Origin of the sequence: Nonomuraea sp. CA-218870 (assembly GCF_050936535.1) — a bacterium.
GTDB classification, from domain to species: domain Bacteria; phylum Actinomycetota; class Actinomycetes; order Streptosporangiales; family Streptosporangiaceae; genus Nonomuraea; species Nonomuraea corallina.
In genome coordinates this window covers 346,600-372,426 of the sequence record NZ_JBNJMN010000002.1, presented here as the reverse complement: position 1 = coordinate 372,426, position 25,827 = coordinate 346,600, and the positions used below count along the sequence as shown (strand labels likewise).

At 72.8% G+C, this 25,827-nt stretch carries 24 protein-coding genes; 11 read left to right on the top strand and 13 right to left on the bottom strand.

Going from position 1 to position 25,827, the window contains the following annotated elements:
- Positions 1-130 precede the first annotated feature (130 nt).
- The 8 genes from ACQEUU_RS30420 to ACQEUU_RS30385 form a co-directional block, all read right to left on the bottom strand.
- Positions 131-1,075, bottom strand: coding sequence for an exopolyphosphatase (locus ACQEUU_RS30420; protein WP_433072526.1), 945 nt, complete (start codon positions 1,073-1,075; stop codon positions 131-133).
- Positions 1,066-1,554 (bottom strand): DUF501 domain-containing protein, encoded by a 489-nt coding sequence (locus ACQEUU_RS30415; protein ID WP_433072525.1) that lies wholly within the window; start codon positions 1,552-1,554, stop codon positions 1,066-1,068. Before ACQEUU_RS30415 ends, ACQEUU_RS30420 begins: the two co-directional genes overlap by 10 nt.
- Positions 1,544-2,068 (bottom strand): FtsB family cell division protein, encoded by a 525-nt coding sequence (locus tag ACQEUU_RS30410; RefSeq protein ID WP_433072523.1) that lies wholly within the window; start codon positions 2,066-2,068, stop codon positions 1,544-1,546. Before ACQEUU_RS30410 ends, ACQEUU_RS30415 begins: the two co-directional genes overlap by 11 nt.
- Before the next feature lie 66 nt (positions 2,069-2,134).
- Positions 2,135-3,412, bottom strand: a complete 1,278-nt coding sequence (gene eno, locus ACQEUU_RS30405) for a phosphopyruvate hydratase (protein ID WP_433072522.1) — start codon at positions 3,410-3,412, stop codon at positions 2,135-2,137.
- A 73-nt stretch (positions 3,413-3,485) separates the two neighbouring features.
- Entirely contained in the window at positions 3,486-4,424 is a 939-nt protein-coding gene (locus ACQEUU_RS30400; protein ID WP_433072521.1) for a MazG family protein, read from the bottom strand.
- A 1-nt stretch (position 4,425) separates the two neighbouring features.
- On the bottom strand, positions 4,426-5,022 hold the full coding sequence (locus tag ACQEUU_RS30395; protein WP_433072520.1) for a SurA N-terminal domain-containing protein: 597 nt from the start codon (positions 5,020-5,022) through the stop codon (positions 4,426-4,428).
- Between the two features lie 30 nt (positions 5,023-5,052).
- A complete protein-coding gene (gene mfd / locus ACQEUU_RS30390) occupies positions 5,053-8,541 on the bottom strand; it encodes a transcription-repair coupling factor (RefSeq protein ID WP_433072518.1) in 3,489 nt (1,162 codons plus the stop codon).
- 117 nt (positions 8,542-8,658) lie between these two features.
- Positions 8,659-9,483, bottom strand: coding sequence for an AraC family transcriptional regulator (locus tag ACQEUU_RS30385; RefSeq protein ID WP_433072517.1), 825 nt, complete (start codon positions 9,481-9,483; stop codon positions 8,659-8,661).
- Here ACQEUU_RS30385 and ACQEUU_RS30380 point away from each other — a divergent pair.
- From ACQEUU_RS30380 to ACQEUU_RS30365, 4 genes are all read left to right on the top strand, one after another.
- Positions 9,482-10,024 (top strand): TIGR03086 family metal-binding protein, encoded by a 543-nt coding sequence (locus ACQEUU_RS30380; RefSeq protein WP_433072516.1) that lies wholly within the window; start codon positions 9,482-9,484, stop codon positions 10,022-10,024. The two genes, ACQEUU_RS30385 and ACQEUU_RS30380, sit on opposite strands and share 2 nt — an antisense overlap.
- A 62-nt stretch (positions 10,025-10,086) precedes the next feature.
- The gene (locus ACQEUU_RS30375; RefSeq protein WP_433072515.1) at positions 10,087-10,803 is read left to right on the top strand and encodes a class I SAM-dependent methyltransferase; all 717 of its coding nucleotides are present in this window, start codon (positions 10,087-10,089) and stop codon (positions 10,801-10,803) included.
- A gap of 63 nt (positions 10,804-10,866) precedes the next feature.
- Positions 10,867-12,075: an adenylyl-sulfate kinase gene (cysC, locus tag ACQEUU_RS30370; protein WP_433072514.1), complete on the top strand. Its 1,209-nt coding sequence runs from the start codon at positions 10,867-10,869 to the stop codon at positions 12,073-12,075.
- Positions 12,072-12,953, top strand: coding sequence for a sulfite exporter TauE/SafE family protein (locus ACQEUU_RS30365; RefSeq protein ID WP_433072513.1), 882 nt, complete (start codon positions 12,072-12,074; stop codon positions 12,951-12,953). The genes cysC and ACQEUU_RS30365 overlap by 4 nt, the downstream gene beginning before the upstream one ends.
- Here ACQEUU_RS30365 and ACQEUU_RS30360 read toward each other — a convergent pair.
- Entirely contained in the window at positions 12,898-13,941 is a 1,044-nt protein-coding gene (locus ACQEUU_RS30360; protein WP_433072512.1) for a glycoside hydrolase family 26 protein, read from the bottom strand. The two genes, ACQEUU_RS30365 and ACQEUU_RS30360, sit on opposite strands and share 56 nt — an antisense overlap.
- Before the next feature lie 344 nt (positions 13,942-14,285).
- Between ACQEUU_RS30360 and ACQEUU_RS30355 the strand changes: the two genes are divergently transcribed.
- Genes ACQEUU_RS30355 through ACQEUU_RS30330 form a run of 6 tightly spaced genes read left to right on the top strand, consistent with a single transcriptional unit; the run spans position 14,286 to position 20,772 of the window.
- Positions 14,286-15,599, top strand: a complete 1,314-nt coding sequence (locus ACQEUU_RS30355) for a hypothetical protein (RefSeq protein WP_433072511.1) — start codon at positions 14,286-14,288, stop codon at positions 15,597-15,599.
- Positions 15,596-16,864 (top strand): hypothetical protein, encoded by a 1,269-nt coding sequence (locus ACQEUU_RS30350; RefSeq protein ID WP_433072510.1) that lies wholly within the window; start codon positions 15,596-15,598, stop codon positions 16,862-16,864. The genes ACQEUU_RS30355 and ACQEUU_RS30350 overlap by 4 nt, the downstream gene beginning before the upstream one ends.
- Positions 16,861-17,769 (top strand): hypothetical protein, encoded by a 909-nt coding sequence (locus ACQEUU_RS30345; RefSeq protein ID WP_433072509.1) that lies wholly within the window; start codon positions 16,861-16,863, stop codon positions 17,767-17,769. Before ACQEUU_RS30350 ends, ACQEUU_RS30345 begins: the two co-directional genes overlap by 4 nt.
- A gap of 47 nt (positions 17,770-17,816) precedes the next feature.
- Entirely contained in the window at positions 17,817-18,623 is an 807-nt protein-coding gene (locus ACQEUU_RS30340; protein ID WP_433074413.1) for a sulfotransferase domain-containing protein, read from the top strand.
- Positions 18,611-19,870 carry a lipopolysaccharide biosynthesis protein gene (locus tag ACQEUU_RS30335; protein WP_433072508.1) on the top strand — a complete coding sequence of 420 codons (1,260 nt, stop codon included), beginning with the start codon at positions 18,611-18,613 and terminating at the stop codon, positions 19,868-19,870. Before ACQEUU_RS30340 ends, ACQEUU_RS30335 begins: the two co-directional genes overlap by 13 nt.
- Positions 19,867-20,772 carry a sulfotransferase gene (locus tag ACQEUU_RS30330; protein ID WP_433072507.1) on the top strand — a complete coding sequence of 302 codons (906 nt, stop codon included), beginning with the start codon at positions 19,867-19,869 and terminating at the stop codon, positions 20,770-20,772. Before ACQEUU_RS30335 ends, ACQEUU_RS30330 begins: the two co-directional genes overlap by 4 nt.
- On the opposite strand, the gene ACQEUU_RS30325 is transcribed toward ACQEUU_RS30330, so the two are convergent.
- The 4 genes from ACQEUU_RS30325 to ACQEUU_RS30310 form a co-directional block, all read right to left on the bottom strand.
- Positions 20,744-21,529: a WecB/TagA/CpsF family glycosyltransferase gene (locus ACQEUU_RS30325; RefSeq protein WP_433072506.1), complete on the bottom strand. Its 786-nt coding sequence runs from the start codon at positions 21,527-21,529 to the stop codon at positions 20,744-20,746. The two genes, ACQEUU_RS30330 and ACQEUU_RS30325, sit on opposite strands and share 29 nt — an antisense overlap.
- A 59-nt stretch (positions 21,530-21,588) precedes the next feature.
- Positions 21,589-22,479 carry a glycosyltransferase family 2 protein gene (locus ACQEUU_RS30320; protein ID WP_433072505.1) on the bottom strand — a complete coding sequence of 297 codons (891 nt, stop codon included), beginning with the start codon at positions 22,477-22,479 and terminating at the stop codon, positions 21,589-21,591.
- Positions 22,476-23,366, bottom strand: coding sequence for a sulfotransferase (locus ACQEUU_RS30315; protein WP_433072504.1), 891 nt, complete (start codon positions 23,364-23,366; stop codon positions 22,476-22,478). The genes ACQEUU_RS30320 and ACQEUU_RS30315 overlap by 4 nt, the downstream gene beginning before the upstream one ends.
- Before the next feature lie 204 nt (positions 23,367-23,570).
- The gene (locus tag ACQEUU_RS30310; protein ID WP_433072503.1) at positions 23,571-24,296 is read right to left on the bottom strand and encodes a helix-turn-helix domain-containing protein; all 726 of its coding nucleotides are present in this window, start codon (positions 24,294-24,296) and stop codon (positions 23,571-23,573) included.
- 286 nt (positions 24,297-24,582) lie between these two features.
- Between ACQEUU_RS30310 and ACQEUU_RS30305 the strand changes: the two genes are divergently transcribed.
- Positions 24,583-25,806, top strand: coding sequence for a serine hydrolase domain-containing protein (locus tag ACQEUU_RS30305; RefSeq protein ID WP_433072502.1), 1,224 nt, complete (start codon positions 24,583-24,585; stop codon positions 25,804-25,806).
- Positions 25,807-25,827 lie beyond the last annotated feature (21 nt).

Below are 25,827 nucleotides of genomic sequence, written 5' to 3'. Positions count from 1 at the left end.
GGTTGCCACGCCGACACTCATCTCTGTCCGACCAGATGGCAAAGCCCCCGTTACTGCAAAGATCACTTAAGCACAAGAGTGAATGCGCATTCAATACGTCATGGTCGGAGAAATGTGTTGATTCCGCGACTTATTCGGCTATGGACCAGGCGATTCCGTCCAAAATGTCGTGTTCGCTCACGACGACCTGTGAGAATCCGAACCGCTGGACGATCCGGTCCAGAATGAGGGCGCCCGCCCCGATGACGTCCACCCGGCCCGGGTGCATCACCGGCAGCGCCGCCCGCTCCTCATGGGTCATCGCCAGCAGCCGCCGGGTCACCTCGTGCACCTGCTCACCGGGGACGCGCGCGTGGTGGATCCGTTCGGGCAGGTAGGCGGGCAGGCCGAGCGCGACCCCCGCCACCGTCGTCACCGAACCGGCCAGCCCCACCAGCGTGTGCGCCTCGCGTACCGGCACCTTGTCCTCGACGCGGTCGAGCGCGGCCTCGATGTCGGCCACCATCGCCCCCAGCGCCCCCGCCGACGGCGGGTCGCCGTCGCTCAGGTGACGCTCGGTCAGCCGGACGCAGCCGATGTCGACCGAGAGCGCCGCCTCCGCGTGCTCCGACCCCACCACGAACTCCGTGGAGCCCCCGCCGATGTCGACCACCAGGTAGGGCGGCAGCGGCCCCTGGGGGACCTCGGTCTCCGGAGACAGCCGCACCAGCCCTCTGGTGGCGCCGGTGAACGACAGCTCGGCCTCCTCCGACCCCGAGACCACCTCCGGCTCCACGCCGAAGATCTCCCGGACCCCGTCGGTGAACTCCTGCCGGTTGGCCGCGTCGCGGGTGGCGCTGGTGGCCACCACGCGGGTGGCGGTCGCGCCGTGGCGGTCGATCAGCTCGCGATAGCCGCGCATCGCCGCGAACGTGCGCTCCAGCGCCTCCGGCGCCAGCCGCCCGGTGCGGTCGACGCCCTGACCCAGCCGTACGATCTCCATCCGCCGCTCGACGTCGGCCAGCTCGCTCTCGCCGACGTCGGCTACGAGCAGTCGTACAGAGTTGGTGCCGCAGTCGACGGCGGCTACACGCATGGTCCGTCACTCCACCAGTCGGGGAGGGCCTCCAGCGCCTCCCTGCCGAACGGGTTGCTTCCCGGGGCCGCGAGCTCGTGCGCCACGAGCGCGTGCAGGCACTTGACCCGCAGCGGCATGCCGCCCGCGCTCTGCGTGCCGGGCGGCAGCGGCTCCAGCCCCTCCTCCTCGGCGACCTCGTCGCGCCTGGCCACGTAGGAGTCGTGGGCGGCCTGGTAGGCGGCCGCCAGCTCCGGGTCGCCGGCCAGCCTGCCCTGCATCTCGCGCATCAGCCCGGAGCTCTCCAGCGTGCCGATCGCCGACGCGGCTCGCGGGCAGGTCAGGTAGTAGAGCGTGGGGAACGGGGCGCCGCCGGCCAGCCGCGGCGCGGTCTCCACCACGTCGGGGTTGCCGCACGGGCAGCGGTGCGCCACCCGGCGCAACGCGCGGGGCGGCCGGCCGAGCTGTTTCCCGACGGCCTCGACGTCCTTACTGTCCAACGCTTTCCTTCTTCTCGGTGACCTGCCCGCTGTCCTTGCCGGGGTCCTTGCCGGGGTCCTTGCCGGGGTCCTGCCCGGGGTCCTGCTCGGTGACCTGGCCGGAGGTCTCGTCGGCGGCCCGCTCCGTCGCGCGCCGGCCGGTGCCGCTGTCGGCCGCCTGGACCGACTCCCACAACGTCTGGTACCACGGCGGCTGCTGCGCGGGCCGCGCGGCCGCCGCCTCCCCCTCGCCCGGGTCCTGGTCCATCACCACGAAGCACCGCTCGCCCTCGCCGCAGTAGTGGAGCCGCTCCTTGGCCGTGCGCTTGACCCAGTTGGGGTCGCTGACCTGGCGGCTCTCGGCCAGCAGCCGCTGCCGCTCGGCCTCCACCCTGGCCTTCTCCTCGCGCAGCTCGGCGATGTCGCGGCGCTGCGCGACGTAGGTGCGGACGGGGTAGGCCAGGCTCATCGCGATCGCGCAGACCACCACCGCGAGGATCGCGGCCCGCCCCGTCAGCTGCGGTCTCTTCGCCACGCCAGAAACCCCCCTTCGCGTACGAACCGCCCGCGGCGGCGACGTTCCGCCGCGGGCTACCCGAAACTAGCGCCGGAAACGCGGGAACGCCGCGCGACCCGCGTAACGGGCGGCGTCGTCGAGGAGCTCCTCGATGCGCAGCAGCTGGTTGTACTTCGCCACCCGGTCGGAGCGGGCCGGGGCGCCGGTCTTGATCTGGCCGCAGTTGGTCGCCACCGCCAGGTCGGCGATCGTGGTGTCCTCGGTCTCGCCGGAGCGGTGGCTCATCATGCACCGGTAGCCGCTGCGGTGGGCCAGGTCGACCGCGTCGAGCGTCTCGGTGAGCGTGCCGATCTGGTTGACCTTGACCAGCAGGGCGTTGCCGGTGCCCTCCCCGATGCCGCGGGCCAGCCGCTCGGGGTTGGTCACGAACAGGTCGTCGCCGACGAGCTGCACCCGGTCGCCGAGCGCGGCGGTGATGGCCTTCCAGCCCTCCCAGTCCTCCTCGTCGAGCGGGTCCTCGATGGACACCAGCGGGTAGTTGTCGACCAGGTCGGTGTAGAAGGCGACCAGCTCCTGGGCCGACAGGCCCTTGCCGTCGATCGTGTAGACGCCGTCCTTGTGGAACTCGGTGGCCGCCACGTCGAGCGCCAGCGCCACGTCGTCGCCGGGGGTGTAGCCCGCCCGCTCGATGGCCACCAGGATCAGGTCGAGCGCGTCGCGGTTGGACGGCAGGTTGGGCGCGAACCCGCCCTCGTCGCCGAGGCCGGTCGCGTAGCCCTTCTCCTTCAGCACCTTCTTCAGCGCGTGGTAGACCTCGGTGCCCATGCGCACCGCCTCGCCGAACGTCTCCGCGCCGATCGGCGCGATCATGAACTCCTGGATGTCGACGTTGGTGTCGGCGTGCGCGCCGCCGTTGAGGATGTTCATCATCGGCACCGGCAGCAGGTGGGCGTTGGGGCCGCCGAGGTAGCGGAAGAGCGGCAGGTCGGCGCTGTCGGCGGCGGCCTTGGCCACGGCCAGCGAGACGCCGAGGATCGCGTTGGCGCCCAGCTTGGCCTTGTTCGGCGTACGGTCCAGATCGATCATGATCTGGTCGACGATGCGCTGGTCCTCGGCCTCGACGCCGTGGATCTCGTCGAAGATCTCGTCGGTCACGGCCAGCACGGCCTTGCGCACGCCCTTGCCGCCGTAGCGCTCGTCGCCGTCACGCAGCTCGACGGCCTCGAACTGGCCGGTGGACGCGCCGCTGGGCACCGCCGCCCGGCCGGTGCTGCCGTCGTCGAGCACCACGTCCACCTCGACCGTGGGGTTGCCCCGGGAGTCGAGGATCTCGCGAGCGTAAACGACCTCGATGGTAGCCACGGGATGCGCTCCTGAATCGATAGGCAATATGCGTTCGGCATTTAATGCGTTCAGAGCCTATCGGTTGAGGGCATCACGACCGGCGCGACTCCCAGGCCCGCACCCGATCGCGGTAGGCCCGCGCCGCCGCCCGCAGCTCCGCCTCCGGGTCCACGCCCGCCGCTCGCGCCCGCCTCACCAGGTCGAACAGCTCCCGTGCGACCCCCTGGCCGACCGCGGCGGCCAGGCTGTCCGGGACGCCGGAACGCTCGGCGCGGCGCAGCAGCTGCGCGGCCAGCGACAGCGCCGGCTGCCCCATCGGCACCCCGTCGAACAGCGACTCATCGCCCCGGGAGGCCCGCTCCGCGGCCTTGATCGCCTCCCAGTTGTCGTTCACCTCGTCGGCGCTCTCCGCCCTGACCGAGCCGAACACGTGCGGGTGGCGGCGCACCAGCTTGTCCACGATGCCGGCGGCCACGTCGTCCATGTCGAAGCCCTCGGCCACCCGCGCGTGGAAGACCACCTGGAGCAGCAGGTCGCCGAGCTCCTCGCGGAGCGCGGCGTGGTCGCCCTCCTCGATCGTCTCCAGCACCTCGTACGCCTCTTCGAGCAGGTACGGGACGAGCGACTCGTGGGTCTGCTTGCGGTCCCACGGGCATTCGGCGCGCAGCCGGTCCATCACCCGTACGAGATCGAGCACCCGCGCGCCCGGCAGGTCGTACGAGCCGGGCACCACCTCGATCAGCGGCGGGTCCTCCAGCGCCAGCGCGGCGTGACCGAGCCCGCGCATGAACTCCTCGTCGCCGTCGCCGGCGAGCCACACCACGGTCTCCCCCGCCGCCGCGCGCCCGGCCAGCGCGCGCGGGTCCGGGGTCACGATCTCGACCTCCACCCCCGCGTCGGCGAGGTACGGCAGCTGCGGATGGTCCGGCGAGCCCGTCAGCACCGGGCCGGACCGGAGGGCCTGCCAGGCCTGGTGGCTGAGCAGGCCCGGCGGGACGCGCGGCGAGGTGGTGACGACGACGAGCGGCATGTCAGCCCTGCTGCTCCTGCTCGGCCTGGACCGGCTTGCCGAAGCGGCCCGGGTCGACGAAGCCCCGATCCGGCTGGAAGGTGCCGTAGCGGGGGCTGAACACGGTCTTGACCGCGTTGTACTCCTGCTGCCACTTCATCGCGGCCTGCTGGTTCTCCCGGCCGCCGAACTTGTCGATGACCTTGGTGGCGCCCACCTCGGCCCTGACGTAGTCGCGGGCGTCGGCCGGCGAGACCCCCTTGGAGAGCAGGTTCATCTGGGGGTCCTGGTACTGGCCCGGGTCCTTGAGCGCGGTGTCGATCTCCGCCTCGCTGACGGTGACGCCGTGCTTGGCGGCGACCTGCTCGTAGCGCAGCTGGTTGGTCATCCGGAACAGGACGAACTGCGTGATGGGCACGCCCAGCTGCTCCGACTCGATGTTCGCCCTCTTGAGTGCGGCCTCGAACTCCCGCACGTTCTCGGCCAGCTCACGGGAGGAGATGCGCTGATCACCGACGACGGCCGCCGCGCCGGCCTCGACGGGGGTAGAGCAGGCGGTCAGCCCGAGGAAGCTCACCCCGGCTGCCGCGGCGGCCACAGCCACTCGTATCGACTTCACGTGCGTGTCCCTTTCCGACAAAAACCGCAGTCAGCTTACCGGCGCCGGCTCGAGGAACATCGCCTCGACCAGATCGCCGCACCATTTGAGCAGATCCAGGTCACGCAACGGCTGCCCGCCCAGCGGCTTCGTCTTGGGCACCGGCACCAGCAGCGTCTCCGCGGCCTGCTTGTAGACCGACTTCTTGTAGAGCCGGTCCAGCCGCACCTGCTGCGACTCGCGCAGCCGCGCCGGACCGAACTTGATGTACTGCCCCTGCAGAGTGACGTCCGTCAGCCCCGCCTTGCGCGCCCTGATCCGGAACGCGGCCACCTCCAGGAGGTTCTCCACCTCGACCGGCGGCTTGCCGTAGCGGTCGGTCAGCTCGTCGCGCACCTCGCCGATGTGGATGGGCTCGGCGATGGCCGCGATCCGCTTGTAGGCCTCCAGCCGCAGCCGCTCGGAGGTGACGTAGTCGTGCGGGATGTGCGCGTTGATCGGGAGCTCCACCTTGACGTCCGCCTGCTCGGGCCGCGCCTCCACGCCTTCGAGCTTGGCCTTCTGCTCCTGCACCGCCTCGGCCATCAGCCGGACGTACAGGTCGAAGCCCACGCCCGCGATGAAGCCCGACTGCTCGGCCCCCAGCACGTTGCCGGCGCCGCGGATCTCCAGGTCCTTCATCGCCACGTACATGCCCGCGCCCATCTCGGTGTGCTGGGCGATCGTGGCCAGCCTCTCGTGCGCGGTCTCGGTCAGCGGCTTCTCCGGCGGGTAGAGGAAGTAGGCGTAGCCGCGCTCCCGGCCCCGGCCCACCCGGCCGCGCAGCTGGTGGAGCTGCGACAGGCCGTAGGTGTCGGCCCGGTCCACGATCAGCGTGTTGGCGTTGGGCACGTCCAGCCCGGACTCCACGATCGTGGTGGACACGAGCACGTCGTACTCGCGTTCCCAGAACCCGACCATGATCTTCTCCAGCTGGTGCTCGTTCATCTGCCCGTGCGCCACCGCGATCCGCGCCTCGGGCACCAGCTCGCGCAGCCGCGCGGCCACCCGGTTGATCGACGCCACCCGGTTGTGCACGAAGAACACCTGGCCGTCGCGCATCAGCTCGCGCCGGACCGCCGCCCCGATCTGCTTCTCCTCGTACGGGCCGACGAACGTGAGGATCGGGTGACGCTCCTCCGGCGGGGTCAGGATCGTCGACATCTCGCGGATGCCGGTCAGGCCCATCTCCAGCGTGCGCGGGATCGGCGTCGCCGACATGGCGAGCACGTCCACCTGCGTGCGCAGGTGCTTCATGGCCTCCTTGTGCTCGACGCCGAACCGCTGCTCCTCGTCGATGATGATCAGCCCGAGGTCCTTGAACCTGACCTCCGGGCTGAGCAGCCGGTGGGTGCCGATCACCACGTCGACCGCGCCGGTGCGCAGCCCGTCCAGCGTGCCCTTGACCTCGGCGTCGCTCTGGAACCGGGAGATCGGCTTGACCGTGACGGGAAAGCTGGAGAACCGCTCGGCGAACGTCGACATGTGCTGCTGCACCAGCAGCGTCGTCGGCACCAGCACCGCCACCTGCTTGCCGTCCTGCACCGCCTTGAACGCCGCCCGCACCGCGATCTCGGTCTTGCCGTAGCCGACGTCGCCGCAGATCAGCCGGTCCATCGGGACGCCGCGCTCCATGTCGCGCTTGACCTCGTCGATCGCCTCCAGCTGGTCGGCGGTCTCCGCGTACGGGAACGCGTCCTCCATCTCGCGCTGCCACGGCGAGTCCGGCGCGAACGGGTGGCCGGGCGAGGCCATGCGGGCCGAGTAGAGCCGGATCAGCTCGCCGGCGATCTCCTTGACCGCCTTCTTCGCCCGTGACTTCGCCTTGGCCCAGTCGGCGCCGCCCATCCGGTTGAGTGTGGGCGACTCGCCGCCAACATAACGGGTGACCTCGTCGAGCTGGTCGGTCGGCACGTACAGCCGGTCGCCCTTGGCGTACTCGATCACCAGGTACTCGCGCGTGGCGCCCTGGACCGTGCGGCGCACCATCTCGACGTAGCGGCCCACGCCGTGCTGCTCGTGCACCACGTGGTCGCCCACCTTGAGCTGGAGCGGGTCGACCATGTTGCGGCGGCGCGACGGCAGGCGGCGCATGTCCTTCGTGGACGCCTTCTGGCCCACCAGGTCGAGGTGGGTGAGCACGGCCAGGCCCGGCGTGACGAACCCGTGCTCCAGCAGCCCGGTGGTGACGTGCACGACCTTCGGCTCCGGCGCCTTGTCCACGTACCGCTGCAGGCGGGCCGGCACGTCGACGCCCTTGAGCAGCTCCACCATGCGCTCGGCCGACCCGAGACCCTCGCTGATGAGCACGACCGCCTTGTCGTCGGCCAGCCAGCCCTTGATGTCGTCCAGCGCCCTGCGGGTGTCGCCGCGGTAGGCCTCGGAGTCGTGCGCGGCCAGCTCCACCCCGGAGCCGAACGGCGCCATCGTCCACCACGGCTGCCCGAGCACCTCGGCGTGCCCGCGGATCTCCTCCAGCGTCCGGAACGCCGCCGCGCCCAGGTCGATCGGCGCCTCGCCGCCCGCCGCCGCGTTGATCCAGGACGCCTCCAGGAACTCCTGCGAGGTGCGCACGAGCTCCTCGGCCCGGCTCCTGATCCGCTCCGGGTCGCAGACGAACACCGCCGACCTGACCGGCAGATGGTCGATCAGCAGGTCCATCTCGCCGGCGAGGGCGGGCGCGAACGCCTCCATGCCCTCCACCGGCGTGCCCTCCGCGAGCTGGTCGAGCACCTCGGCCAGCGCCGGATGCCGCTCCGCCAGCTCCCTCGCCCGCTGCCGCACCTCGGCGGTCAGCAGCAGCTCCCGGCACGGCGGCGCGAACAGCCCGTCCTCGGCCGCCTCCAGCGAACGCTGGTCGGCCACCTTGAACCAGCGGATCTCCTCGACCGTGTCGCCCCAGAACTCCAGCCGCAGCGGGTGCTCCTCCGTCGGCGGGAACACGTCCAGCAGCCCGCCGCGCACCGCGACCTCGCCGCGCCGCTCCACCATGTCGACCCGGTGGTAGCCGTTCTCCACCAGCCGGGCCACCACCTCGTCCAGGTCGGCGTCGTCGCCCGCGCGCAGCCGGATCGGCTCCAGGTCGCCCAGCCCCTTGACGACCGGCTGCAGCAGCGCCCTGATGGGCGCCACGACCACGCCGAGCGGCCCGGCCGCGCTGTCGCCCTTCACCGGGTGCGCGAGCCGGCGCAGCACCGCCAGCCGCTGCCCCACCGTGTCGGAACGCGGCGACAGCCGCTCGTGCGGCAGCGTCTCCCAGGCGGGGAAGACCGCCACGGCCCCGGGGTCGACGAGACCGCCCAGCGCCGCCGCCAGGTCCTCCGCCTCCCGTCCCGTCGCGGTGACGGCCAGCACCGTCCGCTGGTCGTGCCCGGCCAGCGCGGCCACGCCGAACGGCCGCAGCGCGGCGGGCGCCACCAGTGACACGTCACCGCCCCGCTCCAGGGCGGCGGTCAGCTCAGGGTCGGCGGCGACAAGGTCAAGCAGTCCGGAAAGACTCATCAGTTAGCCCCACGATGGCAACACGACTACCCCCGGCCATGCGGAGCGCGGGGGTGATGGACTCCAGCCTACTTGCCGCCCGCCGCCCGCTCACGCCCCCGGGCCCCGCCTCAGGCGTCAACGGGCGGGACCGAGGCGGGCGTAGGCCGACGGCGGCATGCCCATCACGGCGGTGAAGTCGCGGGTCAGGTGGGCCTGGTCGGCGTAGCCCAGCTCGGCGGCCAGGGTGGCGAGGTCGAGACCGCGGTAGACGCGCTCCGCCGCCTCGTGCAGCCGGAACCGGCGGATCACCCATTTGGGGCCGATGCCGACGTAGTCCCTGAACAGGCGCTGCAGCGAGCGCACCGACCGCCCCGAGCGGGTGGCGAGCCGGTCGACCCGGGTCAGGGTGACGTCGTTCTCCGCCATCAGGACCAGGGCCGCGGCCTCGTCCGCGAGCGGGTCCCGCACGGGCCCCAGATCCAGCAGGAAGCTCTCCACCAGCGCGATGGCCGCCGCCGTCTCGGGTTCGGCCAGGACGCGGTCCACGAATGCCGAGCCCGCCGTCCCGTACAGCTCGCCGATCTCCGCGAAGCGGCCGGTCAGCTGGTGGACGGGGCCGCCGAGGAAGGTGCGGAAGCCGCCGGGAGAGAAGCGGGCCCCGAGGGCGCGGCCACCGCCCCGCATCGTGTACGAGAACCCGCCGTCGATCACTCCGGCGATCCGGTGGAAGTCGTGGGTGATCGTCATGTTCACCGTCGGGTGCGAGACGATGCGCTGCTCGTACGGCTCGGCGAGGTCCCACGTGACGACCCAGAAGTGATCCAGGTACGGGGCCAGGGCGGTGGACGGCGGGTGCCGGGCGAAGTCGAAGGCGGCCAGGCCGGCGTACGGGTCGACCCACCCGCGCAGTCGCGTTTCTCCAAGCCTTCCGTGGGCGGGCTCCGGCATCATCGCTGCCATGGACGACATGATGCCGCTGATGACGCGCGCCACCGAACAGACCGCCGGCCTGGTGCGCGCGGTGCCGCAGGAGCAGCTCGGGCTGCCGACCCCGTGCGCCGAGTTCGACGTCAGGGCCCTGATCAGCCACCTGGAGTGGGTGGCGGCGATGTTCGAGGCGCTGGCCCGCCACGAGACGCCCGCCGATCAGGGGCCGTACACGGGCGACTTCCCCGAGCGGGCGCGGCGCACGCTCGCCGCGTGGTCGCGGCCGGGGGCGTGGGAGGGGGTGAGCGAGGGCATGGGCCTGCCGATGACCGCGCTGGCCCACATGTTCCTCGTCGACATGGTGACGCACGGCTGGGACCTGGCCATGGCCACCGGCCAGGCGTACGAGCCGGACCCCGAGGCGGTCGGGCGGGGGCTGCGCTTCACCGAGGAGATGGCGGAGATGGGCAGGAAGCGCGGCGTGTTCGGGCCGGCGGTGGAGGTCGGGGACGACGCCTCGCCGCTGGATCGCCTGCTCGGCCTCACCGGCCGCGATCCGGCCTGGACCCCCTGATCCGCTTCCCCTTCCACCGAAGGTGCGCCACTATCCGCGCTCGTGTGGTTACTGTGGGTCGCATGTCAGACGTGCGGGCGGTCGCCCGGGGTGGCGATCTATTCAGTCAGCGGATCCGCGAGCAGTGGGCCGGGCAGCTCGGCCGGCGGCTGGACGTGCTGGTCGCCGGGTGCGCCCACGGCGAGCCGCTGTCGCTGGAGCGGATCGAGACGCGGGTGTGCGGGGTGGACGAGGACCTGCCCGCGATCCGCCGGGTGGTGGAGGAGCGCGCCGACCTGGTGACGTGGTCGCTGGGCGACCTGCGGTCGGCGCCGCTGCCGCCTCGCTCGTACGACGTCATCCAGCTGCTGTTCCTGCTGGAGCGGATCCAGCACGCGGAGCTGGTGTTCGACCGGTTGCTGCAGGCGCTGCGGCCGGGCGGGCTGGTGCTGCTGCGGATGCGCGACCGCGAGTCCGCCTACGGGCTGCTCGACCGGTTGACGCCGTCGTGGGTGCGGCGGCCGCTGTGGCGGCACCTGGTGACCGAGGGCGCGCCGGGGCCGCTGCCGGCCGTCTACGGCCCGCTGGCCTCGGCCGACGGGATGCACGCGTTCTGCCTGGCCCGGGGCCTGATGGTCACCGACGAGGAGCGGGCGACGAGCGGGCCGGCGATGGGCCGGGTGGGCGCGGCGGCGGTGGCGGTGACGGCGCGGCTGACGGGAGGGCGCTACCCCGCCACGCACGACGAGATCACCATGGTGATCAGGAAGCCCCAGTACCACTTCGCCCGGCTCATCTAGCATCCCCCGCCCGTCGGCGGGTAGGGTTGCCTACCCTTGCAGTCGGGATAGTTGGGATCAACCGTGGAGTGGACGCCGGACCCGCGCGAGCTGGCCGACCTTGAGCTGCTGCTGTCGGGGGCGTTCCGGCCGCTGACCGGTTTTCTCGGCCATGAGGACGTGCACGCGGTGACCGAGCGCGGCACCCTCGCCGACGGCACCCCGTGGCCCGCGCCGGTGACGCTCCACCTGCCCGAAGGCGCCGGAAGCGAGGTGACGCTGCTCGACCCCGAGGGCGTCCCGCTCGCCACGCTGACGGTGACCGAGCACGGTCCCGGCGGTCTGGCCGCCGGCCCGGTCAAGGGGCTGGGCGCGCCGGAGCACGGCCCGTTCGCCCGCCTGCACCGCACTCCGGCCCAGGTACGCGACGAGCTGGGCGGGCGTCCCGCGCTGGCCGTCACGATGCGCGGCCCGCTCGACGACCTGGACGAGGTGGCGGCCACCGCCAAGGAGCTCGACGCGGTGATCCTGCTGATGCCTCTCTCGTACGGGGAGGACGGCCCAGGCGTGGTCAGGGCGGCGCTGCGGGCCAGGGACCGGCTGCCGGCGGGCACGCTCGTCGTCCCGGTGCCGCTGGCGCCGCGCGAGGAGCCCGAGATCGACCTGGAGCTGCGTGAGCACGTCGCGGCCGCCTACGGCGCGGCCGAGCACCTGGCGGGGCCCGAGCCGGTGCGCATCCCCGGGCCGCCGCACCGGCGCGGGCTGGTGGTGTTCTTCACCGGCCTGTCCGGGTCGGGCAAGTCGACGATCGCCCGCGGGCTCCGCGACGCGCTGCTGGAGCTGGGCAGCAGGACCGTCACCTACCTCGACGGCGACGTGGTGCGGCGGCTGCTGTCGAAGGGCCTGTCGTTCTCCAAGGAGGACCGCGACCTCAACATCCGCCGCATCGGGTTCGTCGCCGCGGAGGCGGCCCGCCACGGCGGCCTGTCCATCTGCGCGCCGATCGCCCCGTACGCGGCGACCCGCGCCGAGGTGCGGGAGATGGTGGAGTCGGTCGGCGCCGACTTCCTGCTGGTGCACGTGGCCACGCCGCTGGAGGAGTGCGAGCGGCGCGACCGCAAGGGCCTGTACGCCAAGGCGCGGGCCGGGCTGATCCCCGAGTTCACCGGCGTCTCCGACCCCTACGAGGAGCCGGACGACGCCGACCTGGTCCTCGACACCACGCACCTCTCCGTCGAGACCGCGGTCGATCAGGTCCTGGGCACGCTGCGCAGCGGAGGGTGGGTGCGTTGATCGACTTCCCCCTGGTTCTCGGGTCGTTCCTGGTGGCGATCGTGGTGGGACTCACCGGCATGGGCGGCGGCGCGCTCATGACGCCGATGATGATGCTGTTCTTCAACGTGCCGCCGCTGGCCGCGGTCTCCAGTGACCTGGTCGCCTCGGCGGTGATGAAGCCGGTGGGTGGTTTCGTCCACCTCCGCCACGGCACGGTCAACCTGCGGCTGGTCGGGTGGCTCTGCCTGGGGTCGGTGCCGACGGCGTTCTGCGGGGTGTTCGTGGCGCGGGCGTGGGCGGTGGGCGACGGGGTGAAGTACGCGCTCGGCGTGGCGCTGCTGCTGGCCGTCGCGGGGCTGGCCGCCAAGACGCTGATCGGCGACAGGGGCGGCACGGCGCACGCGAACGAGGTCCGCGTGCGCCCGATTCCGACCGTACTGGTCGGTATGGTAGGCGGGTTGATCGTGGGCGTGTCGTCCGTCGGCTCCGGCTCACTGATCATCGTGGCGCTCATCGCGCTCTACCCGGCGCTCAAGGCCAACCAGCTCGTCGGCACCGACCTCGTCCAGGCCGTGCCCCTGGTCGTCTCGGCCGCGATCGGCCACCTCCTGTTCGGCGACTTCCAGCTCGACCTGACCACCTCGCTGCTGATCGGCTCGATCCCCGGCGTCTATCTGGGCGCGCGGATCTCCTCCCGCGCGCCGGGCGGCCTGATCAGGGCGATGCTCGCGATCGTGCTGCTGGCCTCCGCGCTCAAGCTGCTGAACGTCGGCAACACCCTCACGCTGGTGGCGCTGGCCGTCGCCACCGCCGTGATCGCGATCGGCTGGCGGTGGCGCGTCAGGGCCGCGGCACGCGCGTCGAGCGGAAGTGCGGATCTCTCGCGAGCGCGGTGAACGCCTTGTCGGCGGCCTCGTCGGTGTCGAACCTGGTGTCGCCCCTGGGCGCGTACGGCGAGTCGAAGTAGACCAGCGCCTTGATCTGCGGGTAGCGGCGGATCTGGTGGCGCACCGACTCGAAGAACGCCCGCTTGAACGCCGGGTCGTCGGGCCGTTCGAACACTCCCCACTCGGCGACCATGACCGGCTTGCCGGGGAAGCGCCACTGCATCCACCGGTAGAAGCCGGGCCACTCGCCGAACTCCTCCCGCGTCTTGTTGACCAGCGTGCCGAAGTCGTGCACCCGGTGGTCGGCGTACGGGTCCATGGCCACCCAGTCGACCACGTCGTCACCGGGGTACAGCTCCTCGAACCAGGGCTGGACCGCCCAGTTGGGCGCGCCCATGTAGGTCATGACGGTGACCGCGTTCTTGACGCCCTTGTGCCGCAGCCTGAGCACGACGTGCCGGAACATCGCCGCGTAGTCCTTGGCCCGCATGCCCGAGCCGGCGCCGGGGTCGACGTCGTTCTCCGGCTCGTGGTGGATGGTGAGGAAGAACCGCTCGGGGAACGTCCGCCTGAGGTGGTCCGCCAGCCGGTCGATCCGGCCGTCGACGGCACCGCGGGCGATCTCGGCCCAGGTGCGGGTGAGCGACGGCTTCCAGTTGATCAGCAGCAGCCGGGGGCGCTCCGGGTCGCGGGCCAGCCGGATCTCCTTCTCCGTCGGGAACAGCTCCTTGCCCCGGTGGTAGACGTGCACGATGTCGGCGGGCGCGCCCATCCGCTTCTCGGCGCCGGCCACCGCCTTCTCCACGTCCAGGCCGGTGAAGATCTCCGGGGCGATGCCCCACCAGGCGCCGCATGACGGGATGAGCCCTCCGGTGACCTCGCACGCGGGCGAGGGGACGGGCAGCGGCCGGGCGCCGGCGGGCGCGGGCTCCTCCGGGTCCTCGGCGGCGCCCCGGTCCCCCGGGGAACAGGCGGCCAGCGTGACGGCCAGCGTCATCGCCATTCCGAAAAAAGCCGCTCTATACGGAAATGCCCGTCGCGCCAAAATCGTCGACCCCCTTGTTTTCGAGAACCCCCGCCCTCTGCAACCTGAACCTTGCCATGCCATTCCCCGAACTTCAGCCAGAGCGGAAGTCCTAGCAGCTCAAACCCCTGCCAGCCGCCCCGACAAATGCCGAAAAATCACTTAATAAAGGCACGATACCTGGCCCGTATCCGAGAAAATCTTGCGGATCGCACCTGGCCGATAACCGCCGCCCTTATAGTGGGCGCACACCATGGCGCGTGACGCAGAGTCGTCAGTAAGCGACTATCCGCACACACTTCAGGGGGACTCGCCTCATGAGCCAGCCGCCGGATCACCCGGCCCGCCGCTCCGGCGCCGAGCTCGGAGACCACCTCGCCCTGCTCCGCCGTCGCTGGCTGCTCCTGATGGGCTGCCTGCTCGCCGGCGGCGCCACGGGCCTGGGGCTCATGCGCCTCACCCCGCCCTCCTACACCGCCACCAGCCACGTCCTGGTCAGCCCGGTGGGCATCGGCGAGCCCGTCAACCAGGTGACCAGCCGGCAGCGCGAGCAGCTCAACCTCGACACCGAGGCGCAGATCGCCCAGTCGGCCGTCGTCGCCGCCAAGGCCGCCGAGCAGGTGGGCGGCGCCGAGCTGGAGCCCGCCGTGGTGTCCGTGCCGCCCAACTCGGCGGTCCTGACGATCTCGGTCACCGCCGCCGACCCCGGTGACGCCGCGCTGCAGTCGCGCGCCTACGCGCAGGCCTACCTGGCGCACCGCACCGAGAGCGCGACCGCGACGATCACGGCGCAGCTGCGGCTGGTGCTGGGCAAGCTCAGACAGGCGGGCGAGGCGCTGTCCGCGGTGATCGACGAGCAGCAGACGCTGACCAGGGGCAGCGCCGAGCACACCCGCGCGACGCACCGGCAGAACGTGCTCGCCCGCCAGGTCGCGAGCCTGACGCAGAAGTACGACACGCTCAAGACGCTCGCGGTGACCCCCGGCCAGATCATCAGCGCCGCCGCCCCGCCCCAGGAGCCGAGCGCCCCCAGTCTGCCCCTCCACCTGGGATCGGGGCTCATGGCCGGGCTGCTCGCCGGCGTGGCGGCCGCCCGGCTGCGCGACCGCCTCGACACCCGGCTGCGCACCCCCGCCGACGTCGAGCGGCTGACCCGGCTGCCCGTGCTGGCCGACGTGTCGCGGCCGCTCGACCACGGCACGCTGCACGAACTGTCCTCCGCCGTGCTCGCCTCGTGCCCCGGCAAGCGGCTGCTGGTCAAGTCCGTCCCGCCCGGGCTCGGCGGCGCGCAGGTGGCCGTGCCGCTGGCCGCCAACGTGCCGCTGACCGTGCTCGACGGCACCGACGTGGGCGATCTCGCCAGGGCGGACGCGGCGCTGGTGCTGATCGGCCTGGGCGGGGCGGAGGCCCCCGACGTGACGGCCGCCGTACGGCTGCTGAGCAGGCACAGCGTGCCGATCATCGGCGCGGTCACCACGACGGACCTGGCGCCGGCGCCCGTCCGGCCCCCGCGCGGGCAGCACGCCTCGCTCGGCAAGCTCGTGGCCAGCGGCGAGTTCGAGACGAGCATCACCACCGCCAGGACCACGCCCATGCGGCCGATGCGGCGCCCACGGGACCCGTCGACGTGAGAGGCCCGGCCTGGCCCGTCGCGGCGCTGCTGCTCGGTTACCCGCTCTGGTGGGCGCTGGGGTTCGGCGGGCTGTCGGTGGTCGTGCTCGCCGTGCCCATGGCGGTGATCCTCTGGCGCCGCCGGCCGGTCCGGGTGCCGCGCGGGTTCGGGCTGTGGGTGCTGCTGATCGCCTGCTACCTGCTGAGCGGTCTGATGCTGGGCGAGATGCCGCCCGGCACCTACGGCGAGCTGGCCGCGGGCCGGCTGGTCGGCTACGCGATGCGGCTCGCGCTGTACGTGTCGGCCCTGATCCTGCTGCTCTACGTGGGCAACCTCACCGAGCGGGAGCTGCCCCAGCTGCGGCTGGTGCGGATGCTCGGCGTGCTGTTCCTCACGGCGGTCGCGGGCGGGCTGCTCGGCGTGCTGGCGCCCGGCTTCTCCTTCACCTCCCCGCTGGAGCTGGTGCTGCCCGACTGGATCGCGGCACACCCGTTCGTGCAGAACCTCGTCCATCCGACCGCGGCGCAGACGCAGAAGGTCCTCGGCCACGCCCTGCCCCGGCCGGAGGCCCCGTTCGAATGGGCCAACGCCTGGGGCGGCAACCTGTCGGTGCTGCTCATCTGGTTCGTCGTCGGCTGGTGGGTGTACGGCTCGCGCCGCCGCAGGGTGCTGGCCGTGGCGGCGGTGGCGGTGGCGGCCGTGCCGATCGTGTACTCGCTCAACCGGGGCCTGTGGATCGCCCTCGGGCTGGCCGGCGTCTACCTCGTGTTCCGGGTGGGCGGCCGGACCAGGACGGCGCTCTGCGCGGGGGCGGCCGCCGCGGCGCTGGCGTTCGCGCTCAGCCCGCTCGCGCCCCTGGTGGCCCAGCGGCTCGACAGCCCGCACTCCAACGACATCCGCGCCTTCACCGTCGCGGCCACCGTCGAGGCCACCCGCCACTCCCCCCTCATCGGTTACGGCAACACCCGTCGCGCCCTGGGCAGCCACCGCTCGGTCACCACCGGCAAGACCGCCTGGTGCCCCGGGTGCGGTCATCCGCCGCTGGGCAGCGACGGGCAGCTCTGGCTGCTGCTGATCTCGCAGGGGGTCACCGGGGCGGTGCTCTACGCGGCGTTCTTCGCCGGGGCGATCCGCCGCCACTGGGCCGACCGCTCGCCGATCGGCCTGGCCGGGGTGCTGGTGATGTGCCTGGTGCTGTTCTACATGCTCATCTACGACGGCCTCGTCACGCCGCTGAGCCTCTACGCGATCTCGTTCGCGCTGCTGTGGAGGAACTCCTCATGAACGACGCCCGCGCCCGGCTGCGTTACCTCGCCGGCACGCTCGACCTGCTCTACCCCGGTTCGGGGGCGCCGCGCGCCTACACGCTGCTGCCGCACGCCCGACTGCCGCGCCGCCTGGCGCCGCGCCGCTGGTGGCATCCCGGCCGGCGGATCACGCTGGCCACGCGGGGGTCGATCGCCGAGCACCTGGGCGAGGTGTTCGGCGCCCCGGTCGAGGTCACGCTCCGGGTGCGGCCGGCGCGGCGGGCCAACCGCAAGCCGGTGCTGGAGGCGCGCAGCGGGGGCGAGCCGCTCGCGTACGTGAAGATCGGCGACACCGACCGGACGCGCGCGCTGGTCGCGCACGAGGCCGCCACGCTGGACCGGCTGGCCGGGCGGGCGCTGAAGACCGTCGTCGTGCCGTCGGTGCTCCACCACGGGAGCTGGCGCGGCCTCGGCGTGCTGGCGCTGTCGCCGCTGCCGGTCCGCAGGGGCCGGGTGCCGGCGGAGCTGCTGCTGCGCGCGGTCGAGGAGATCGCGGCCACCGGCGAGCCCGGGGGGCCCGGGGGGCACGCCTGGCACGGCGACCTGTCGCCGTGGAACCTCGCGCCCTCCGGTGACGGGCGGCTGCTCGTGTGGGACTGGGAGCGCTACGAGCTCGGCGTCCCGTACGGGTTCGACGCCCTGCACCACCTCTTCCAGCGGGCGCTGCGGCGGATGGACCCGGCCACGGCGGCGCGCTGCTGCCTGGCCCGGTCAGCGCGGACGCTGGCCCCGCTCGGCCTGTCGGCGGCGCAGGCCAGGCAGACGGCGCTGCACTACCTGATCACGCTGGCCGACCGGCACGCCGCCGACGGACACGAGCCGCTCGGCCCGCCGGACCGCTGGCTCAACCCCCTCGTCGACTATCAGGAGGCCTTGCTGTGAAGACCGCGAAGCAGGCGGCGCTGTCGGTGTCCAGGACCACCGGGCGGATGACCTCCGCCGTGCGGCTCCTGCCGTCGTTCCTCATCATGGGCGCGCAGCGGTGCGGCACCACCTCGCTCTACAGGGCGCTGGCCCAGCATCCGCTGCTGTACAAGCCGGTGTTGCGCAAGGGCGTGCACTACTTCGACACCGCGAGTTACGGGCACGGGCTGGCGTGGTACCGGGCGCACTTCCCGATGAGGATCGGCACGGCGCTGCTGATCCGCCGGTTCGGAGGGCTGCCGCAGGCGTTCGAGTCGTCGCCCTACTACCTGTTCCATCCGCTGGCCGCTGAGCGCATCGCCGCCGATCTGCCCGGGGTGAAGCTGATCGTGCTGGTGCGCGACCCGGTGGAGCGGGCCTGCTCGGCGCACGCCCACGAGCTGGCCCGCGGGTTCGAGACCGAGGAGTGCTTCGAGCGGGCGCTGGAGCTGGAGGAGGAGCGGGTGGCCGGGGCCGGGGAGCTGTTCCTGGCCGACCCGCACGCCGCCCACCACGGGCACCGCCACCTCGCCTACCTGGCCCGGGGGCGCTACGCCGACCAGCTCGAACGGCTGGAGCCGCTGTTCGGCCGGGATCGGATCATGGTCATCGACAGCCACCGGTTCTTCCACGACCCCGAGCCCGTCTACGACCGGCTGCTGCGCTTTCTGAGGGTGCCGCGGTTCGGCTATCCCGGCTTCTCCCGGCACAACTGGCGGCCACGGCCCAAGCAGCTGCCCGACTCGCTGCGGCTGCGGCTGATGGACCGGTTCGAGGAACACGACCGGAGGCTGGTCCGCTGGCTGGACGGTGAACCGTCGTGGCGGCGCTGAGACGGGTCGCGCGGAGCGGACTGGCGGGGGTCGCCGGGGCGGCGGCCGGGGCGCTGTCGCAGTTCCTCCTGGTCGTGGTGGTGACCCGGGTGTATCCGGTGGCGGTGGCGGGGGCGTTCTTCACCGCGGTCGCGCTGGCGCTGATGGTGGCCGGGGTGGCGAAACTGGACGCGGGGAACGGGCTGGTGTTCTTCATCGCCCGAGCCAAGACCTACGGTTATCGCGGTATTTCGGGATATGTCAGGGCGGCGCTGGTGCCCGTGTCGGTCCTCGCCACCGTCGCCGGCGTCCTGCTCTGGCCGGCGCTGGGCGGGCTCGCGCTCGTGCTGCCGGCCATGGCGGTGACCGACGTGCTGCTCGCCGCCTGCCGGGGCTTCGGCGCCATGCGCCCCACCGTGCTGCTGGACGGCCTGCTGCTGCCGCTCTCCCAGCTCGCCCTCGTCGCGGCCGTGGCCGTGGCCGGGCTCTCCGCCGCGTCACTCCCTCTCGCCTGGGCGCTGCCGTACCTGCCCGTCGCGGGACTGGCCGCGCTCGCGCTGCGCGGCCGGGCGCCGCGCACCCCGTACCTGCCGGGGACGGGGCGCGACCTGTGGCGGCACACCGCGCCCCGGTCGGCGGCGGGCGCGATCCAGGCGGTGTTCCAGCGGGTGGACATCGTGGTCGTGGCCGCGCTCGGCGGGCCGGCCCAGGCCGCCGTCTACACCGCAGCCACCCGGTTCAAGGTCGTCGGCCAGCTCGCCGGCCAGGGCCTGGCCCAGGCCGCGCAGCCCCGCCTGGTGCGCGCGCTGGCCGCCGGCGACCTGACCAGGGTCAAGGAGCTCTACCAGGTGACGACGATGTGGCTGGTGCTGGCGACCTGGCCGATCTGGGTCGGGTACGCGGCGCTCGCGCCGTGGCTGCTGCGCGTGTTCGGCCCCGGCTACGACTCCGCCGTGCCGGTGGCGCTGGTGCTCTCGGCCACGATGATGGCGGCGACGGCGTGCGGCATGGTGGACGTGGTGCTGACCGCGGCCGGCCACACCACCTCCAGCCTGCTCAACCTCGTCGCCGCCGTCGTCTGCACGCTCCTGCTGGACCTGGCGCTCATCCCGGGGCAGGGCGCGCTGGGCGCCGCCTTCGGCTGGTCGGGTGGCGTGCTGGTCAAGAACGCGCTGCCGCTCTGGCAGCTCCACCACCGCTACGGGCTGCGCCCGTTCGGCCGCCACAGCCTGGCCGCGCTCCGCCCGCGCACCTGGGCGGCGGCGTGACGGTCCGCCCTCCGGTGCTGGTCACCGGGCTGCCCAGGAGCGGGACGAGCTGGGCGGGCAAGATGCTGGCGGCCGGCGGCGAGCTGGTCTACGTGAACGAGCCGCTCAACCCGCAGCACCCTCCCGGCCGCTGCCCCGGCGTCCTGCGCGCCCGGGTCTCCCACCGCTTCCAGTACATCTGCGACGACAACTCCGCCGCCTGGCTGCCCGCCTTCCGCGACACGGTCGCGCTGCGCTACGGCTGGGCGGCCGAACTGCGCGTCAACCGGGCCCCGTACGACCTGGCGCGCATGGTCCGCTACGGCGCCGCGTTCACCCTGGGGCGGCTGGCGGGGCGGCGGGCGTTGCTGGACGACCCGTTCGCGGTGCTGTCGGCGGCCTGGTTCGCCGAGCGGCTCGGCTGCCGGGTGATCGCCCTGGTGCGTGACCCGGTGGCGTTCGTGGCGAGCTGGCAGCGGCTCGGCTGGACGATCTACTTCCACGAGCTGCTCGAACAGCCGCTGCTGGTCCGCGACCATCCCGAGGTGCTGCGCCTGCGCGCCCTGGTCGGCTCGCAGGACCGGGTGGCCAAGGCGGCGGCGCTGTGGCGGGTGACGCGCACGATCCTGTCGCGCCTGCCCGGCGTCCGGGTGGTGTCCTACGACGAGCTGGCCGCCGACCCGGTGCCGGGATTCCGCGATCTGTACGGGTACGCGGGCCTGCGCTGGAGCCGGGCCGCCGAGCACCGCGTCGTCCGGGCGTGCACCGGCGGCCCTCCCGGTGCCGGCGGCTTCGCCTGGTCGGGCCTGTCCCGTACGGCGTTCCGGCCCATGGACTCCCGCCTCGCGGTGTGCTCCGGCTCCCGTGGCCTCTCCGAGAAGGAGATCGCCCGGGTCAGGGAGCTGACCGCCGCCGACTCCTGACGGGGGCCCGGCCGCCCGCGGACCGGCGGCGGACCGCGCTCGCCGCGAGCAGCCGCACGGCGAAGGGCAGGTCGTCCACGAGATAGCGGCGGGCCAGCCGCCGGGGTTCGGTGACCAGCCGGTGGAGCCACTCCAGCCCGCCGCGGCGCATCCAGCCGGGCGCCCGCGACACCGTCCCGGCCGCGAACCCGATGGCCGCCCCGCACCCGAGGAACCACGCCCGGGGCAGATCCCGCCGCAGCTCGGCGATGAGCAGATCCTGGCGGGGGAACCCGAGCCCGGCGAACACCAGCGCCGGCCGCGCCGCCACGACCTTCCGCCGCACCCGTTCCCGCCCCGCCTCCGTCAGGTCGAACCCGTAGGGCGGCGCGTCCACCCCGCACACCTCCAGTCCGGGATGGCGTCCGGTCAGCTCGCGGGCCGCCGCCTCGGCCACGCCGGGCGGCCCGCCCAGCAGGTAGACGGGCCGGCCGCGCCGCGCCGCCATCCCGCTCAGCGACCAGATCAGGTCGGCCCCGGTCACCCGCCCCGGCAGCGGGGTCCCCTGGAGCCGCGCCGCCCACACCAGCGGCATCCCGTCGGCGACCACCACCTCGGCCCCGGCCACCAGCTCAGCGAGCCGGGGGTCCCGCGCGACGGCCCGGCAGATGTCCACGTTCGGCGTCACGATGCGCCCCCCGCGCCCGGCCGCCAGCTCCGCGGCCACCCACGCGACCACCTCGTCCTCCCCGACTGGATCGACGGCGACGCCCCCCACGACCACCCTCGGGCCGCGGGTCTCCGCGCGAGTGCGCGTACGGGGAAGAGGACGGGCGGTCAAATCCCGTGCCCCCGGTGGTGGAGGAGCGACAGGACCACGGAGGCGGGGAGCAGACCGGTGGCGACGGCCAGGGCCAGGGGGGCGCGCGGCTCGGCGGGGCGGGCGGCGATCGTGCGGGCGGCCCAGCGGGCGGCGGCGCGGCGGCGGCGCAGCGCGGCGTGGGCGAAGGCGAGCTGGCCGTAGACGCGGGCCGCGCCACGCGGGTCGTCGGCCAGCTCCGGGTGGCGGGTCAGCATCCACTCCAGCCCGGCGATCCGGTCGGCCCAGCGGCCGGCATAGTGGGAGCCGCCCCACCGGACCCGGACCAGCGGGCGGTCGGCGCAGGCGATGGGCCGGCGCTTGGCGGCGCGCAGGGCGAGGTCCCAGTCCTCGTTCTGCCCGCCGGGCGCGCTCTCGTCCACCCAGATCGCGCCGCGCCGGAACAGGAACGTCGAGGAGTGCACCATCACCATCCGCGACCGCACCAGGTCGGCCGCCGTCACCGTCGCGGTCCCGGCCGTACGGGGGACCACGCGCCCGCCGTACTCCACCTCGATGCCGCAGCTGGCGAACCACGCCCCCGCGTCCATCGCGGCCACCTGGGCGGCGAGCTTGCCCGGCAGCCACACGTCGTCGTCGTCGCAGAAGGCGACCAGGCCGGTCGCGCAGGCGGCGATGCCGGTGTTGCGCGCGCCCGGCAGGCCGGGGCTGAGCCGGTTGGGCAGGACGCGCACCGGCAGCCCGTCCACCTGGTCCGCCACCGCCAGGGCGTCCACCCCGTCGGCGACCACCACCACGTCGCGGACGTGCTCCTGGTCCAGCACCCCCCGCACGGCCTCCCGCAGCCACTCGGCCCGGTCCCCGCGGGTGGGGATCACCACCCCCACGGAGGTGTCCGAGGCGGTCACGCCGCGCTCCCGTACCCGTAGCGGGCTCGGAGCGGCCAGGTCAGGGCGGCGACCAGGCTCTGCTGGCGGCGGGGCAGCCCGAGCCGCCAGCCGTCGTCGCGGGAGAGCTCGATCGGCCCGACGCCGAACCGCATCGGGTTGCCCGAGGCGGTGTGCGCGCTGGTCAGGTGGGCGGTGGTGCCGCGCAGAAACGGCAGCCCGGACGGCGGCAGGCCCAGCTCGTCCGCCAGCGCCCCGAGCGTGTCGCCCGGCGCCGCGATCAGGTCCTCGTAGCGGACCCGGGTGACCTGTGCGCCCCGGCGGGCGAGCGCCTCCAGGGCGAGGTTCTGGGCCGTCCAGTGGACGGCGGTGCGCCCGGGGGGCCAGCGCGTCATCGGCCGCCCGTCCTCCGGACGCTCGACCGTCTTCGCCCACGAGTGGGCGACGGCGCGCGGCTCGCGCACGACCTGCACGACGTGCGGGTCCACCCCGCCGGCGAGCAGACAGTACGCGAGCGAGGCGTGCTTGCTGGAGTCGACCACCGAACCCGCCCCCGCGACGTCGGCCGCGGCCCGATAGAGCGTGCGGTAGACCTCGACGTACTCGGGCAGGTCGGCGTGGGCGCGCCCGAGCCTGCGGGTCCGGTCGACCCGGCGGCGCAGCGTCACCACGCGACCGGCCAGCGCCGGCGTCCACCCGCCGAAGGCCCGCTCCCCCACCTCCCGCCAGAACGGGCAGTCGGGGAACGCCCGCCCGCAGCCGCACGGCTCACCGGCGAGGACCCCCCGCTCCCACAGGTGGACCACCTCGCCGAGGGGCGCCACCCCGGGCAGCTCGCCGAGCAGCCGTTCGAGCAGGGTGGTGCCGCTGCGGCCGAGGCCGCCGAGAAAGATCACACGAGGGGTCACGGACGGCGCTCCACACGTCGCGGGACACGGAACGCCGAGACTCTAACACGGAGCGTAGTCAATCGATCGCGAAACGTAAAAGGATCTACCTGACGACTGACCGGTTTCCGCCCACCGAGCGCGTGGAGTCCGGGACGACCGGGTGATAGGGGACGGCCCCGGAAACCAGAGAACGGCCGTGCGCGGACGGATGCCGGAAGGCGGCTATCGGCGTCCTCCGCCGCGGGCGGACGCGCCCTGCCTCCACTCCTCCACAACCCGCTGGAGTGCCTCGCTCACGAGGGCGACGAGTTCGGCGGTGGCCTCGAAGCGGGCACCCGCGGGGGTCGCGGCACCGAGGATCTCGCTCCCCCGGCGCGACGCGGCCACCAGGGCCCCGTTCATCTGCACCGACGCGACGAGGGACTGGAGGTACATGTCGTCGTCGACGACATAGCGTTCGCGGCGCTCACCGGGGACCCGCTCACGCTGCACCATCCTCTGCTGTTCGAGGAAGGTGACGGCGTGCGAGATCGACGCTGGGCTGACGCGGAGCCGTTTGACCAGGTCGGCGGCAGTGAGGGCGCCGGAGTCGGTGACGTAGAGGCAGGCCATCACCCTGGCCGCCATCCGGGGCATACCCTGCTCGACCAGGAGATCGGTGAAGGACCGCGTGAAGTCCTTGACCACGCGCGGATCGCGCCCATGGCCGACGTCCGGGATCGGCGGCTCGGGAGAACGCTCCTGCTTGTGCCGGCGCGAACGACGTCGCGTGGCCTCGTCCGCCCGGTCGGCTCCGTAGCCGTCCGGCCCGCCGTTCCTGGCGACCTCCCGCATGATCGTCGAGGCGGGCCGCCCCAGGCGCCGCCCGATCTCCGCGTATCCGAGCCCTTCGGCCAGCCACGCGGCGATGTGCTGTCGATCCTGACCGGTCAGTCTGCTCCCGGGCATGGGGCTTGACTCCCTCCATCGGCCTGCACGCCAGGCGCCCTGACCCTGCACAGTATGCATTCGCCTGCACGTCATTGCAATTCGCGCCTCGATCCGACATTGCATTCAGCATCACACTCATTGCAAAATCGGTCCAATAACCGCGATATACAGGCAATACAGACCTTCCTCGTTCGTTGACGGATATATGAATGCAATGTAGTGTCGCAGTCGTTCAGGGATTCCCGAACATTGGTGAGCAGCGGTCCGCAGGGCTCACGGATGGATACGGCCAAGGAGGCTCATCATGGAAAACGGCAGCTTCTCCGCCGCAGGACTGCGCAGGCTGCGCGACGTGCTGACCGGACATGTCGAGTCCGGCAAGATCCCCGGGCTGGTCGCCCTGGTCAGCCGTGGCGATGAAACACACGTGGAAGCGTTGGGCACGATGCGGCATGACGGCGGCGCGCCGATGAGCCGGGACACGATCTTCCGCATGGCGTCCACGTCCAAGCCGGTCACGATCGCGGCGGCGATGGTGCTGCTGGACGAGTGCCGGCTGCGGCTGGACGACGTGGTGGACCCGTGGCTGCCCGAACTGGCGAACCGCCAGGTGCTCAAGCGGATCGACAGCCCGCTGGACGAGACCGTGCCGGCCCGTCGGCCGATCACCGTACGGGACGTGCTCACCTCCACGTTCGGCCTCGGCATGGACATGACGGCGCTGGGCACCCCGATCCTGAACGCGATCTTCGAGCGGGGCCTGACGCCGAACCTGCCGGTAGAGGTGCCCGAGCAGGACGAGTGGATGCGCCGCCTGGGCGAGCTGCCGCTGATGCACCAGCCCGGCGAGCACTGGCAGTACCAGATCAGCAGCGACCTCGTCGGCGTGCTCGTATCCCGGGTCACCGGTCAGTCGTTCGAGGACTTCCTGCGCGAGCGGATCTTCGAGCCCCTCGGCATGAAGGACACCGGCTTCCACGTGCCCGCCGACCAGCTCGACCGGTTGCCGGACCTGTACGCCCCCGACCCGGCCAGCGGCGAGTTCCTCATCTGGGACGAGGCCAAGGGCGGCCGGTGGAGCACGCCTCCGGCGTTCCAGGGCGGCGGCGGCGGGCTGGTCTCCACCGCCGACGACTATCACGCCTACTTCCGGATGCTGCTCAACGGCGGCACCCACCAGGGCAGGCGGATCCTGTCCCGGCCCGCCGTCGAGCTGATGACCACCAACCGGCTGTCGCCAGAGCAGAACGCCGCCCGCACCGCCCTGGCCGTCAACAACGTCCACATCTCCTTCGGCCAGGGCCAGCAGGGCGGCTGGGGCTACGGGATGGCGGTGCGCACCTACCGCGGCGACTACGCGCCCATCGGCCAGTACGGCTGGGACGGCGGAGCCGGCACCTCCGCCTACGCCGACCCGGCCAACCAGCTCACCGGCATCCTGCTCACCCAGGTCGGCTACTCGGTCCCGAACCCGGCACACCTGATGAACGACTTCTGGACCACCCTCTACCAGGCCATCGACGCCTGAACCGGTGGCGCTCCCGCAAGC

Excerpts from the sequence above, each read along its gene's own strand:
- ACQEUU_RS30420 (WP_433072526.1), bottom strand. The coding sequence starts at position 1,075 with ATGCGTGTAGCCGCCGTCGACTGCGGCACCAACTCTGTACGACTGCTC.
- ACQEUU_RS30400 (WP_433072521.1), bottom strand. The coding sequence starts at position 4,424 with ATGCCGCTCGTCGTCGTCACCACCTCGCCGCGCGTCCCGCCGGGCCTG.
- mfd (WP_433072518.1), bottom strand. The coding sequence starts at position 8,541 with ATGAGTCTTTCCGGACTGCTTGACCTTGTCGCCGCCGACCCTGAGCTG.
- ACQEUU_RS30380 (WP_433072516.1), top strand. The coding sequence starts at position 9,482 with ATGGACGACATGATGCCGCTGATGACGCGCGCCACCGAACAGACCGCC.
- ACQEUU_RS30385 (WP_433072517.1), bottom strand. The coding sequence starts at position 9,483 with ATGGCAGCGATGATGCCGGAGCCCGCCCACGGAAGGCTTGGAGAAACG.
- ACQEUU_RS30375 (WP_433072515.1), top strand. The coding sequence starts at position 10,087 with ATGTCAGACGTGCGGGCGGTCGCCCGGGGTGGCGATCTATTCAGTCAG.
- ACQEUU_RS30360 (WP_433072512.1), bottom strand. The coding sequence starts at position 13,941 with ATGACGCTGGCCGTCACGCTGGCCGCCTGTTCCCCGGGGGACCGGGGC.
- ACQEUU_RS30355 (WP_433072511.1), top strand. The coding sequence starts at position 14,286 with ATGAGCCAGCCGCCGGATCACCCGGCCCGCCGCTCCGGCGCCGAGCTC.
- ACQEUU_RS30345 (WP_433072509.1), top strand. The coding sequence starts at position 16,861 with ATGAACGACGCCCGCGCCCGGCTGCGTTACCTCGCCGGCACGCTCGAC.
- ACQEUU_RS30340 (WP_433074413.1), top strand. The coding sequence starts at position 17,817 with ATGACCTCCGCCGTGCGGCTCCTGCCGTCGTTCCTCATCATGGGCGCG.
- ACQEUU_RS30310 (WP_433072503.1), bottom strand. The coding sequence starts at position 24,296 with ATGCCCGGGAGCAGACTGACCGGTCAGGATCGACAGCACATCGCCGCG.
- ACQEUU_RS30305 (WP_433072502.1), top strand. The coding sequence starts at position 24,583 with ATGGAAAACGGCAGCTTCTCCGCCGCAGGACTGCGCAGGCTGCGCGAC.